Source organism: Rubrivivax gelatinosus (assembly GCF_016583785.1).
GTDB classification, from domain to species: Bacteria; Pseudomonadota; Gammaproteobacteria; order Burkholderiales; family Burkholderiaceae_C; genus Rubrivivax; species Rubrivivax gelatinosus_B.
The window spans coordinates 52,181-64,702 of record NZ_NRRU01000016.1; the positions used below are offsets into that span (position 1 = coordinate 52,181).

Annotated in this window: 11 protein-coding genes; 6 read left to right on the plus strand and 5 right to left on the minus strand. The window is 70.9% G+C overall.

The features are described 5' to 3' along the window. Positions 1-19: 19 nt before the first annotated feature. Positions 20-1,561 (minus strand): methyl-accepting chemotaxis protein, encoded by a 1,542-nt coding sequence (locus tag CKO43_RS06250; protein WP_200378167.1) that lies wholly within the window; start codon positions 1,559-1,561, stop codon positions 20-22. A gap of 171 nt (positions 1,562-1,732) precedes the next feature. After that, complete coding sequence (locus tag CKO43_RS06255) at positions 1,733-2,656, minus strand: LysR substrate-binding domain-containing protein (protein ID WP_200226652.1); 924 nt, start codon at positions 2,654-2,656, stop codon at positions 1,733-1,735. Positions 2,657-2,835: 179 nt separating this feature from the next. On the opposite strand from CKO43_RS06255, the gene CKO43_RS06260 reads away from it, so the two are divergent. Beyond that, the gene (locus CKO43_RS06260; protein WP_200226651.1) at positions 2,836-4,110 is read left to right on the plus strand and encodes a Glu/Leu/Phe/Val family dehydrogenase; all 1,275 of its coding nucleotides are present in this window, start codon (positions 2,836-2,838) and stop codon (positions 4,108-4,110) included. A gap of 106 nt (positions 4,111-4,216) precedes the next feature. Here CKO43_RS06260 and CKO43_RS06265 read toward each other — a convergent pair whose 3' ends face one another. Then, on the minus strand, positions 4,217-4,873 hold the full coding sequence (locus tag CKO43_RS06265; RefSeq protein WP_242477808.1) for an OmpA family protein: 657 nt from the start codon (positions 4,871-4,873) through the stop codon (positions 4,217-4,219). Between the two features lie 119 nt (positions 4,874-4,992). Here CKO43_RS06265 and CKO43_RS06270 point away from each other — a divergent pair, with 119 nt between their 5' ends. Further along, on the plus strand, positions 4,993-5,961 hold the full coding sequence (locus tag CKO43_RS06270; RefSeq protein ID WP_200378168.1) for a Bug family tripartite tricarboxylate transporter substrate binding protein: 969 nt from the start codon (positions 4,993-4,995) through the stop codon (positions 5,959-5,961). A 14-nt stretch (positions 5,962-5,975) separates the two neighbouring features. Then, positions 5,976-6,752, plus strand: coding sequence for a tetratricopeptide repeat protein (locus CKO43_RS06275; RefSeq protein WP_200378169.1), 777 nt, complete (start codon positions 5,976-5,978; stop codon positions 6,750-6,752). A gap of 66 nt (positions 6,753-6,818) precedes the next feature. Here CKO43_RS06275 and CKO43_RS06280 read toward each other — a convergent pair whose 3' ends face one another. Next, on the minus strand, positions 6,819-9,818 hold the full coding sequence (locus CKO43_RS06280; RefSeq protein WP_200378170.1) for an L-glutamate gamma-semialdehyde dehydrogenase: 3,000 nt from the start codon (positions 9,816-9,818) through the stop codon (positions 6,819-6,821). A 92-nt stretch (positions 9,819-9,910) separates the two neighbouring features. Here CKO43_RS06280 and CKO43_RS06285 point away from each other — a divergent pair, with 92 nt between their 5' ends. Both CKO43_RS06285 and CKO43_RS06290 read left to right on the plus strand, forming a co-directional pair. Continuing rightward, positions 9,911-10,411 carry an Lrp/AsnC ligand binding domain-containing protein gene (locus CKO43_RS06285; RefSeq protein ID WP_200226646.1) on the plus strand — a complete coding sequence of 167 codons (501 nt, stop codon included), beginning with the start codon at positions 9,911-9,913 and terminating at the stop codon, positions 10,409-10,411. Between the two features lie 128 nt (positions 10,412-10,539). Then, positions 10,540-10,728 (plus strand): hypothetical protein, encoded by a 189-nt coding sequence (locus CKO43_RS06290; protein WP_200226645.1) that lies wholly within the window; start codon positions 10,540-10,542, stop codon positions 10,726-10,728. A gap of 9 nt (positions 10,729-10,737) precedes the next feature. On the opposite strand, the gene CKO43_RS06295 is transcribed toward CKO43_RS06290, so the two are convergent. Further along, positions 10,738-11,430 (minus strand): YggS family pyridoxal phosphate-dependent enzyme, encoded by a 693-nt coding sequence (locus tag CKO43_RS06295; protein ID WP_200226644.1) that lies wholly within the window; start codon positions 11,428-11,430, stop codon positions 10,738-10,740. A gap of 41 nt (positions 11,431-11,471) precedes the next feature. Between CKO43_RS06295 and CKO43_RS06300 the strand changes: the two genes are divergently transcribed. Next, positions 11,472-12,503, plus strand: a complete 1,032-nt coding sequence (locus CKO43_RS06300; RefSeq protein ID WP_200378171.1) for a type IV pilus twitching motility protein PilT — start codon at positions 11,472-11,474, stop codon at positions 12,501-12,503. Positions 12,504-12,522: the final 19 nt, after the last annotated feature.

Consider the following 12,522-nt stretch of genomic DNA (forward strand, 5'->3'; position numbering starts at 1 on the left):
GCGATAGCCATCGCCAGCATCAGAGCTTGAACAGCTGCACCGAACGTTTCAGCGTCTCGGTGCGCTGGTGCAGCGCCTGCACCGCGTTCGCGGTCTGCTGCACGAGTTCGGCGTTGGCCTCGGTCATGCGCCCGAGTTCGCTGACCGCGCCGTTGACCTGCTCGATGCCGGCCGACTGCTCCTCGGCCGCGCGGGTGATGGCCTGGATCATCTCGCCGACCCGCTGCACCTCGCCGACCGTACGGCCGATGGTCTCGTTGGCGGCGTCCATCTGGCGGGCGCCGTCGGCGACGTTTTCGACCGAGGCCATGATCAGCCCGCGCACGTCCTGCGCCGCGGTGGCGCTGCGCTGGGCCAGCGCCCGCACCTCGGCGGCGACGACGGCGAAGCCGCGGCCCTGCTCGCCGGCGCGCGCGGCCTCGACCGCGGCGTTGAGCGCCAGCAGATTGGTGCGGAAAGCGATGCCCTCGATGATCTGGACGATCTCGGAGACCTTGCGCGACGAGGACTCGATCGCCCGGATCGTCGCGCCGACACGCTCCATCGCCTGGCCACCGTCGGCGGCGACGGTCGCGGTCTGCACGCTCTGGCGCGCGACCTCGCCGGCGGTGGCAGCGGTATGGCGCACCGTGCCGGCGATCTCGTCCATGGACGCCGCGGTCTTCTGCAGCGCGTCGTGCTGGGCCTCGGTGCGGGCGGACAGGTCCTCGCTGCCGCGCGCGATGCCGGCGGTGGCGTCTGCCGTGCCGTCGACTTCCTGGCGTGCGTCGCTGATCGCCGCGCGCAGGTTCAGCTGGATCTGGATCAGCGAGCGTGTCAGCGCGCTGAACGGGTGCGGGTGCACGTGTTCGACCGAGGTCTTCAGGTCGCAGCCGGCGAGTTCCTGGGCGAAACGTTCGGCCTCGGCCAGGCGGCGCTGCAGGTGCTGGCGCAGCACGACGGTGCTCAGCAGCACCGCCACCGCGCCGACGGCGGCGGCCACCGGCAGCGGCGCGACCGCGGCCACGCCGATGCCGAGCGCAAGCTGCGCCCCCATCAACAGTGCCAGGCGCGAGCACAGCGACAGGCGGTGCACACGCCCCGGCAGGTCGCGCCAGCCGAGATGGCGCACGCGCCCGGCATGCAGCCGCACCGTCGGCCGGCCCGAGGCACGCTCGGCCGCGACCTGGGCGTAAAACGCTTCGGCGGCGCGGATCTCGTCGCGTGTCGGGCAAAACCGCACCGACAGGTACGCCACCGGCTTGCCCTGGTCCATCACCGGCGTCACGTTCGCCTTGACCCAGTAGTGGTCGCCGTTGCGGCGCCGGTTCTTGACGATGCCCGACCAGGGACGGCCGCGGCCTATGGTCTGCCACAGGTCCTTGAAGGCCTCCGGCGGCACGTCGGGGTGCCGGATCAGGTTGTGCGGCTGGCCCAGCAGCTCGTCGTAGGTGTAGCCGCTGATCTCCACGAAGGCGTGGTTGCAGTGGGTGATGCGGCCTTGCGCGTCGGTCGTCGACACGATCAGCGCATCGGCCGGGTACTCGTATTCCTTCTGCGTGACAGGCAGGTTGACGCGCATGGTCTGACGGTCCTCTCTTGGTGTGGACGTTCGCGGCAGGTCAGGCCACCGCGGGGCGTCTTCTTTGCACCAATGTAAGAGGCGCGCATGTCAGGCCGTCGCGCCATAAGCGGCGCGGGAACTCGACAAATCGGGCAAAACCGCTTAATTCGCCACAGCGGGGGGGCGGGATCAGGCGGTCAGACGCCGCACCCCGGGCAGTTCGCAGGCGTAAATGGCGTTGCGCAGCGCCGCGATCGCTTCGTAGCGCGTGAAGGTGCGGCGCCAGACCAGCACCACGCGCCGCGTCGGCACCGGCTCGTGGAACGGGATGTAGGCGACGTGTTTGTCGGGCTCGGCCGGCAGCGACAGCCGCGGCACGACGGTGACGCCCATGCCGGCGGCGACCATGTACTTGATCGTCTCCAGCGACGAGCCTTCGAAGCTCTTGCGTATGCCTTCGGCGTCGCTGGAAAAGCGCGCGTACTCGGGGCAGACCTCGAGCACGTGGTCGCGAAAGCAGTGGCCGGTGCCCAGCAGCAGCATGGTCTCGGCCTTCAGCTCCTCGGCGCTGACCGCCTCGCGTGCGGCCAGCGGGTGGCTGCGCGGCACCGCGGCGAGAAACGGCTCGTCGTACAGCGGCGCCACCGCCATGCCGGTGTCGGGGAAGGGCTCGGCCATGATCGCGCAGTCGAGCTCGCCGGTGCGCAGCGACTCCAGCAGCTTGACGGTGAAGTTCTCCTGGATCATCAGCGGCATCTGCGGCACGAGCTCGATCGCGCTGCGCACCAGGTCGGGCAGCAGATAGGGCCCGATGGTGTAGATGACACCCATGCGCAGCGGGCCCGACACCGGGTCCTTGCCGCGTTTGGCGATCTCGCGGATCGATTGCGCCTGCTCGATGACCTGCTGCGCCTGGCGCACGATCTCCTCGCCCAGCGGCGTGGCGCTGACCTCGGCCGTGCCGCGCTCGAAGATCTTGACGTCGAGCTCCTCTTCGAGCTTCTTGACCGCGACGCTGAGCGTGGGCTGCGACACGTTGCAGGCCTCGGCGGCACGGCCGAAATGCCGTTCGCGCGCGACGGCGACGATGTATCTGAGCTCGGTGAGGGTCATCGACACATTGTCAGCGGTCCGCCCGCGGTCTGGGGTCATGCAAAAGATGCATGAAAACACCGGGTCGGCTCCGATCCCCTGCCACGAGGCGCGGCCTACAGTCGCGGCACTGCGCAGCCGGCGCCGGCCCACGAGGCCGCAACCCGGCGCGCGCCCCCCCATCCGATCAGGAAGCCTAGATGCCGCAACCGCTCTCTTTCGTCCATCCGACACCGCACAGCCCCTGGGGCACCTACCTCGCCCAGGTCGACCGCGTCGTGCCCTATCTGGGCCACCTGGCACGCTGGGTCGAGACCCTGAAGCGCCCGAAACGCGCGCTGATCGTCGACATCCCGATCGAGATGGACGACGGCCGCATCGAGCACTTCGAGGGTTACCGCGTGCAGCACAACATGTCGCGCGGCCCGGGCAAGGGCGGCGTGCGCTACCACCCCGACGTCACGCTCGAGGAAGTGATGGCGCTGGCGGCGTGGATGAGCGTCAAGAACGCCGCCGTCAACCTGCCCTACGGCGGCGCCAAGGGCGGCGTGCGCGTCGACCCCAAGCAGCTGACGCACAAGGAGTTGGAGCGCATGACGCGGCGCTACACCAGCGAGATCGGGCTGATCATCGGCCCGCAGCAGGACATACCGGCACCGGACGTGAACACCAACCCGCAGATCATGGCGTGGATGATGGACACCTACTCGATGAACGTCGGCGCCACCGCCACCGGCGTCGTCACCGGCAAGCCCATCCACCTGGGCGGCTCGCTGGGCCGTGTGAAAGCCACCGGCCGCGGCGTCTTCGTCACCGGGCGCGAAGCCGCGCGTCGCCTGGGCATGGACCTGAACGGCGCGCGGGTCGCGGTGCAGGGTTTCGGCAACGTCGGCTCGTCGGCGGCCGAACTCTTCGGCCAGGCCGGCAGCAAGCTGGTCGCGGTGCAGGACCACTCGGGCACGATCTTCAACGGCGACGGCCTGGACATCGCCGCGCTGACCACGCACGTCCGGCAGACCGGTGGCGTCGCCGGCTTCGGCGCGGCCGAGGTGATGGCGACCGAGGACTTCTGGGACGTCGATTGCGACATCCTCGTGCCGGCGGCGCTGGAAGGCCAGATCACGGTGGCGCGTGCGCTGCGCCTGAAGGCCCGCATCGTGCTGGAAGGCGCCAACGGCCCGACCCTGCCCGACGCCGACGACACGCTCGCCGAACGCGGCGTGCTGGTCGTGCCCGACGTCATCTGCAACGCCGGCGGCGTGACCGTCAGCTACTTCGAGTGGGTGCAGGACTTCAGCTCGTTCTTCTGGACCGAGGACGAGATCAACGTGCGCCTGGACAAGATCATGATCGGCGCCTTGAAGCGCATCTGGGACACCGCCGACCACCACGGCATCACGCTGCGCACCGCCACCTTCGCCGTGGCCTGCGAACGCATCCTGATGGCCCGTGAGGAACGTGGCCTGTATCCCTGAGGTCAGCGAGCGCGGTAAAGCACCCGACCGCTGGCGATCAAGCTTCCCGCCACGGCCCGGCTCTGCCGGGCCGTCGGCGGACGGCCCCCCTGGGGGGTAGCGAGCGTCAGCGAGCTTGGGGGCTCTCAGTCAAGAATATCTCGACGCGGCGGTTCTTGGAGCGGCCGGCGTCGGTGTTGTTGTCGGCCACCGGCTCGCGCGCGCCGCGGCCGGCGATCTCGAGGCGGGCGGCGGGAACGCCGCGGTCTTCGAGGTAGTCGCGCACGGTGCGCGCCCGGGCCAGCGACAGCGGGTCGTTGATCGCGTCGCTGCCGGTGCTGTCGGTGTGGCCGACGATGCGCACGTGCATCGTCTGGTCCAGGCCCCGGGCGAACTGGTCGAGCACCGGGCGCAGCGACGGCTGCAGGTCGGCGCGGCCGACGGCGAAGGACAGGTCGCTGGGCACGTTGACCTTCAGCTCGTTGTCCTGCGTGCGCGCGACGTCGATGCCGGTGCCGGCGGTGGCCTGCTCCATCGCGCGGCGCTTGTCTTCCATGCGCTTGGACCACAGGTTGCCGCCGACCGCTCCGACGACGCCGCCGACGACGGCACCGGTGCCGGCCTTGCCGCCGGTGGCCTTGCTCAGCACGGCGCCGCCGAGGGCGCCGATCGCGGCGCCGGTGGCGGTGCCGCGCGAACGTTCGTCCATGTTCTCGCAACCGGCGAGCACGGCGGCCGCGGCCACGAGGGCGGCCAGGCGGGCGCTGGGGCGTCGAATCATCATCGTCTTCTCCTTGTTCTGTTTGCCAATGCGCCGGTGCGCGGCGCATGGCGCCGGCATACGGGGTGCTCGTACCATCTTAGGCTCGGCCCCATGGCCCCCCGTAAAGAAGCGCAATCGCCATGCAGCGCAGAACCGCCCTCGCCAGCCTCGCGGCGCTGGCCGCCGCCCGCGGCAGCCGCGCCGACCCGCCCTGGCCGCAACGCGCGGTGCGCATCGTCGTGCCGAGTGCGCCCGGCAGCTCGCTGGACCTGATCGCACGTGCGCTCGGCGAACGCCTGGCGCCGCGCTGGGGCCGGCCGGTGCTGGTCGAGGACCGGCCCGGCGCCGGCGGCGTGCTCGGCCTGGACATCGCCGCCAAGGCGCGCGACGGCCACACGCTGGCCCTCGGTTTCAACGGCCCGGTCGCGTTCGCGCCCTTTCTCTACCGCCGCATGCCCTACGACCCGGCCCGCGACCTGCTGCCGGTGGTGATGACGACCTCGCAGCCCAACGTGCTGGCGGTCAATGCAGCCCAGGTGCCGGCGCGCACGGTGGCCGAGTTCGTCGCCTGGGCACGCCGGCGCCCGGGCGGCGTCAGCTACTCGTCGCTGGGCAACGGCAGTTCGGCGCACCTGACGATGGAGCTGTTCCGGCACGAAGCCGGCTTCGACGCGGTGCACGTGCCCTACAACGGCTCGCCGCCGGCGGCACTCGCCGTCGCACAGGGCGAAACCGAGGCCAGCTTCATGACCGCGCCGGCGCTGCTGCCGCACGTGCGCAACCACAAGATCCGCTTGCTGGCGGTGACGGGCACGCAGCGCCTGCACGGCCTGGACGAGCTGCCGACGATGGCCCAGGCCGGTTATGCGAACGTGCAGTCCATGGCCTGGAACGGGCTGCTGGCGCCGGCGGGCACGCCGGCCGCGGTGCTGGCGCGCATCAACGCCGACGTCAACGCCGTGCTGCACGAGCCGGCGCTGCGCGAGGCTTTGGCGGCGCAGGGGCTCGCCGTGGTCGGCGGCAGCGCCGCCGACTTCCGTCGTACGATCGACGCCGACATCCAGCGCTGGGGCCCGGTGATCACGCGCCTGGGCATCCGGCTCGACTAGAAAAACCCGCCGCCATGACGACCCAGACGCTGTCCTACGAGGTCTCCGACCTCGACTTCGAAACCGCCGTCCTCGACCGTTCGCTGGACGTGCCCGTGCTGCTGGACTGCTGGGCGCCGTGGTGCGCGCCCTGCCGTTCGCTCGGCCCCATCCTCGACAAGCTGGTCGAGGCCTACGGCGGCCGCTTCGTGCTCGCCAAGCTCAACACCGACGAGTCGCCCCAGGTGGCGCAGGCGATGGGCATCCGCAGCATCCCGCAGGTGACGCTGTTCGCCGGCGGCCGGCCGGTCGACCAGTTCCTCGGCGCGCTGCCCGAAGGCCAGATCCGCGAGTTCCTCGACCGCCACCTCGGCCCGGCCGAGGAGCCGCCCGAGGCCGAGCCCGCCTGGGGCCCGCTGGACGAAGCCGAGGCGCTGATCGCCGACGGTGCGCTGGCCGAGGCGCAGGCACTGCTCGACACCATCCCCGAAGCCGAACGCGACGAGCGCCACGGCCGCCTCGCCAAGCGCCTGGCGCTGGCGGCCTCGGCGCCCGCGGGCGACCCGGTGGCGCTGGCCGCGCGCATCGCCGCCAACCCCAAGGACTTCGACGCCCGCTTCACGCTCGCCGCGCTGCACGCGCACCGCGGCGACTTCGCGGCCGCCTTCGAGCAGCTGCTCGACATCGTGCTGCGCGACAAGGCCGACTGGCGCGAGAAGGCGCGGCTGCAGATGGTCGAGTGGTTCGAGGTCTGCCCCGACCCCGAGGTCGTCAGCCACGGCCGGCGTTACCTCGGCATGTACCTGAACTGAGCCTGGCGCGAGCGCGATTTCGCGCCTGAGGGCCGAGCCGGCGCCGCGAAGGCGCCGGCCTCGTTTTCAGTGGCCCATCCCGGCCAGCAGCTCGGCGTTGCCGCCGGCGGCGGCGGTGTTCACCGTCAGCGTCTGCTCGGCGCAGAAGCGGTACAGGTAGTGCGGGCCGCCGGCCTTGGGGCCGGTGCCCGACAGGCCTTCGCCGCCGAAAGGCTGAACGCCGACGACGGCGCCGATGATGTTGCGGTTGACGTAGACGTTGCCGATGCGCGCCTGCGCGGCGATGCGTTCGGCGCGGCTGTCGATGCGCGTCTGCACGCCCAGCGTCAGCCCGTAACCGAGCGCGTTGATGCGCGCCACCAGCGCGTCGACGTCGCCGCTCCAGCGCACCAGGTGCAGCACCGGGCCGAAGATCTCCTCGCGCAGCTCCTCGACGGCGCCGATCTCGAAAGCCACCGGCGGCACCAGTCGCGGCATCACCGGCACGGCCGGGCTCGGCGTCTCGCCGACCAGGCGCGCCTGCTGGCGCAGCCGCGCGATCTGGCGCGCCAGGCCGGCGTAGGCCTCGTCGTCTATGACCGGGCCGACGTCGGTGGCCAGCAGCGCCGGGTCGCCGAGCGAGAGCTCGGCCATCGCGCCGGCCAGCATCTTGAACACGCCGTCGGCTACGCTCTCGTGCACCGCCAGCAGCCGCAGCGCCGAGCAGCGCTGGCCGGCCGAGCGGAAGGCACTCTGCACGACGGCGTCGACCACCTGCTCGGGCAGCGCGGTGCTGTCGACGATCATCGCGTTCAGGCCGCCGGTCTCGGCGATCAGCGGCACGATGGCGCCGTCCTTGGCCGCCAGCGTGCGGTTGATGAGGCGTGCCACCTGGGTGCTGCCGGTGAAGCAGACACCGGCCGTGCGCACGTCGGCCACCAGCGCCGCGCCGACGGTCTCGCCCGGGCCGTGCAGCAGCTCGAGCGCGTCCCCGGGCACGCCGGCTTCGTGCAGCAGCGCGACGAAACGTTTCGCGACCGCCGGCGTCTGCTCGGCCGGTTTCGCGGCGACGCTGTTGCCGGCGACGAGCGCGGCCACCACCTGGCCGGCGAAGATCGCCAGCGGGAAGTTCCAGGGGCTGATGCAGACGAAGACGCCGCGGCCGTGCAGGCGCAGCGTGTTGCGCTCGCCGGTCGGGCCCGGCAGCAGCTGTTCGGCCAGCCGTGCCTCGGCCTGTTCGGCGTAGTAGCGGCAGAAGTCGGCGGCTTCGCGCACCTCGGAGATAGCGTCGCCCAGCGTCTTGTGCGCTTCCCTGACCAGCAGGCCGCAGTACTCGGGCAGGCGCTGCTCCAGCAGGTCGGCGGCGCGGCGCAGCGCCGCGGCACGTTCGGCCAGCGGGCTTGCGCTCCAGGCCGGGAAACCGGCGGCCAGACGCGCCATCGCGGCACCGGCGTCTTCGGCCCGGGTCTCGGCGACGGTTTCGACGCGGGTGGCGGCAATGGCGGCCAGCAGCGGCGCGCGCATCGCTTCGCAGGCCAGGTCGGCGCCGGCCGAGTTCGGCCGCGACGGGCCGTACAGCGCCGGCGGCAGCGGCAGGCCGGACGCGGCCACGGCCACCAGCGGCGAGGCCAGCAGCTCCTGCGGCGCCACGGCCGGGTCGGCCAGCTGGTGCACGAAGGACGAGTTGGCGCCGTTCTCCAGCAGCCGGCGCACCAGGTAGGCCAGCAGATCGCGGTGTTCACCCACCGGCGCGTAGACGCGGCAGGGCACGCTGCCGTCCTTCAGCACCTCGCGGTAGACACCTTCGCCCATGCCGTGCAGGCGCTGCATCTCGAAGGGCGTGCCGGCGGCGCGCGCCAGCTGCAGGATGGCGGCGATGGTGCCGGCGTTGTGCGACGCGAACTGCGGGAACAGCACGTCGGCGTGGCCGAACATCGCGCGCGCACAGGCCAGGTAGGAGATGTCGGTGTGCTGTTTGTGCGTGAACAGCGCGTAGGCCGGCAGCCCCAGTTCCTGCGCGCGCTTGACCTCGCCGTCCCAGTACGCGCCCTTGACCAGGCGCACCATGAAACGCAGGCCGTGGCGGCGCGCGATCGCCGCGACCTCGTCGATCAGCGCCAGCGCACGCGTCTGGTAGGCCTGCATCGCCAGGCCGAAACCCTGCCACTGCGGGCAGGCGGCGGCGATGCGCTGGGCGACGGCTTCGAAGACGTCCAGCGACAGCTCCAGCCGGTCGACCTCCTCGGCGTCGACGGTCAGGTTCAGGTTGGCCGCGGCGGCGCGTTCGACCAGCGCCCAGACACGCGGCAGCAGCGTCTCGAAGACACGCTCGCGCTGCGCGTCCTCGTAGCGCGAGAACAGCGCCGAGAGCTTGATCGAGATGCCGTCGCGCTCCATCGGCGTGCCCGGACCGCGCGCCGCGGCGTTGGCCGCGATCGCGTCGATCGCGTTCAGATAACTCGCCTGGTAGCGCTCGGCGTCGGCTTCGGTGCGCGCGCCCTCGCCCAGCATGTCGTAGCTGAAGCGCAGCATGGGCTGCAGCTTGCGCTGCGCCGCGGCCTCCTTCATCGCTTCGTCGATGTTGCGGCCGAGCACGAACTGGCGCCCCAGCAGCTGGAGCGCCCGCACGGTGGCGGCGACGACGGTGCGCGCCCCCAGTCGCTGCAGCAGGCCGGCGGGCTGCTCGGCGTCGGGCAGGAACCGTTTGGACAGCGCGATCGCGCTTGCCGACAGGCTGGCCAGCATCTTGTGCGGGCCTTCGTCGCCGCCGGCCTCGAAGTCGGCGCGGCCGAGCTGGTCGGCGGTCAGCGCAACCGCGGTCTCGGCGTCGGGCACCCGCAGCAGCGCTTCGGCCAGGCGCATCAGCGCCAGGCCTTCGGCGCTGGAGATCGGGTACTCGCGCAGCAGCGACTCCATCGCCCAGAACGGGGCCGGATTGGCGCGCACCGACTCGACCCAGGGGCGGGCGCTGTCGATGACGGCGTCCCAGTCGAGCCCGCCCTGCAGCGAAGCGAGCGCGGCGGCGACGGCCTCGGACTCGGGGCGGTACGGAAAGGGCAGGCGCTCGCGCGGCGACGGGACGGGCATGGTCGGGCTCCAGGGGACGGACGGGCGCAGTGTGAAACGTGCCGCGCCGCATCGGATTCGGTTTAGGCCCCGCTTGACCGAGAATCCCACGGATGGACGACAGCCTGACCGAACACGGCCACCGCGGCGGCCCGCGCGAGCTGGACAAGATAGACCGCCGCATCCTGCGCGTGCTGCAGGCCGACGGCCGCATCAGCAACCTGAAGCTGGCCGAGGCCGTGCACCTGTCGCCGACCGCAGTGCTCGAACGGGTCAAGCGCCTGACGCGCGAGGGCTACATCGTCGGCTACGAAGCGCGGCTGGACCCGACGAAACTCGGCGCCGGGTTGCTGGTCTTCGTCGAGATCCTGCTCGACCGCACCGTGCACGACGTGATGGACACCTTCAAGGCGGCGGTGCAGGTGCGCCCGGAGATCCTCGAAGCGCATCTGGTCGCCGGCGGCTTCGACTACCTGCTGAAGACACGTGTCGCCGACATGGCGGCTTATCGCGAATTCATCGGCAGCGTCATCTGGACCCTGCCCGGCGTGCGCGAGACCCGCACCTACGCGGTCATGGAAGAAGTGAAGAACAGCGCCCGCATTCCCGTTTGAAATAACCGGATTCGACGAATCCGCAGCATTCGCACCCTGCTGTTTCAATCCGTATCAGCCGATCCTGCTCTCAGGACGATGGGGCGCGGCGCGGCCGTGAGCACCATCGCAGCGCACAGGGAGTGGCGATGTTCTGGAACAACGAAGGCGCCGGCGCGCCCGGCCCGACGAGCGTCATGCCGTCGGGATGGGGCGAACTGCCCGCGCAGGCCCAGCGCCGCGAACAACGCCGGCTGGAAGCAATGGAAGCTGCGGCCATCGTCGCGCTGCTGATCGCGCTGGCGCTGGAGGCCGGGCTGGCTCTGGGTCTCTACTGAGGCCGCGACCTAGCGCCGGCCGAAGATCGCGGTGCCGATGCGCACCAGGGTCGCACCTTCGGCGACCGCGGCCTCGAGGTCGGCGCTCATGCCCATCGACAGCGTGTCCAGCCCCAGGCCTTCGGCGTTGAGCCGCGCCATCAGCGCACGCAGCTGCGCCAGCGGCGCACGCTGGGCCGCCGCGTCGGCCGCCGGCTCGGGGATCGCCATCAGTCCGCGCAGGCGCACCCGGTCGGCCGGCAGCGCCGCGACCGCATGCGCCAGCGCCGGCAGGTCTTCGGGCGCGCAGCCGCTCTTGGAGGCCTCGCCGCTGACGTTGACCTGCAGGCACAGCTGCATCGGCGGCAGCCAGGCCGGGCGCTGCTCGGCCAGGCGCTGGGCGATCTTCAGCCGGTCAACCGAATGCACCCAGTCAAAAGCCTCGGCCACCGGCCGCGTCTTGTTGCTCTGCAGCGGGCCGATCAGGTGCCATTCGAGCTGCGGCCGCAGATCGGCGAGTTCGCCGATCTTGGCCAGCGCTTCCTGGACGTAGTTTTCGCCGAAAGCGGCTTGGCCGGCCGCCCATGCGGCGCGCACGTCGGCGGCGGGAAATGTCTTGGTGACGGCCAGCAGCGTGACGCTTTGCGCGTCACGGCCGGCCGCATTCGCGGCCGCGGCAATACGCCGCTTCACTTCTTGCAGGTTGCTTGAGATGCTGCCCATAATCGTTCGATCACTGGGCGATTCGCCTGCCCTCGCGTCGTATGGACATCACCCAGCTGCTCGCATTCTCGGTCAAGAACAAGGCCTCCGACCTGCATCTGTCGGCCGGCCTGCCGCCGATGATCCGCGTGCACGGCGACGTCCGCCGCATCAATGTCGAGCCGCTGGACCACAAGATGGTCTACGACATCATGAACGACGCCCAGCGCAAGCATTACGAAGACACGCTGGAGTGCGACTTCAGCTTCGAGATCCAGGGCCTGGCGCGTTTTCGTGTCAACGCGTTCAACCAGAACCGCGGCGCGGGCGCGGTGTTCCGCACGATCCCGAGCAAGATCCTGACGCTGGAACAGCTGGGCACGCCCAAGGTCTTCGCCGACCTGGCGCTCAAGCCCCGCGGCCTGGTGCTGGTCACGGGCCCCACCGGCTCGGGCAAGAGCACGACGCTGGCGGCAATGGTCAACCACCTCAACGAAAACGAGTACGGCCACGTGCTCACCGTCGAGGACCCGATCGAGTTCGTGCACGAGAGCAAGAAGTGCCTGGTCAACCAGCGCGAGGTCGGCCCGCACACGCTGAGTTTCGCCAACGCGCTGCGCTCGGCGCTGCGCGAGGACCCGGATGCCGTGCTGGTCGGCGAAATGCGCGACCTGGAAACCATCCGCCTGGCGCTGACCGCGGCCGAGACCGGCCACCTGGTCTTCGGCACGCTGCACACCTCGAGCGCCGCCAAGACCATCGACCGCGTCGTCGACGTCTTCCCCGCAGCCGAGAAGGAGATGGTGCGCGCGATGCTGTCGGAGTCGCTGGTCGCGGTGATCTCGCAGACGCTGTGCAAGCTGAAGGACGGCTCGGGGCGCGTGGCCGCGCACGAGATCATGATCGCCACCTCGGCGATCAAGAACCTGATCCGCGAGAACAAGATCGCCCAGATGTACTCGGCGATCCAGACCGGCCAGAGCCTGGGCATGCAGACGCTGGACCAGAACCTGGCCGACCTGGTGCGACGCAATGTCATCACGCCGGCCGAGGCGCGGGGCAAGGCGAAGATCCCCGAGAACTTCCCCGGCTAGGGATGGCCCCCCCCCGAAG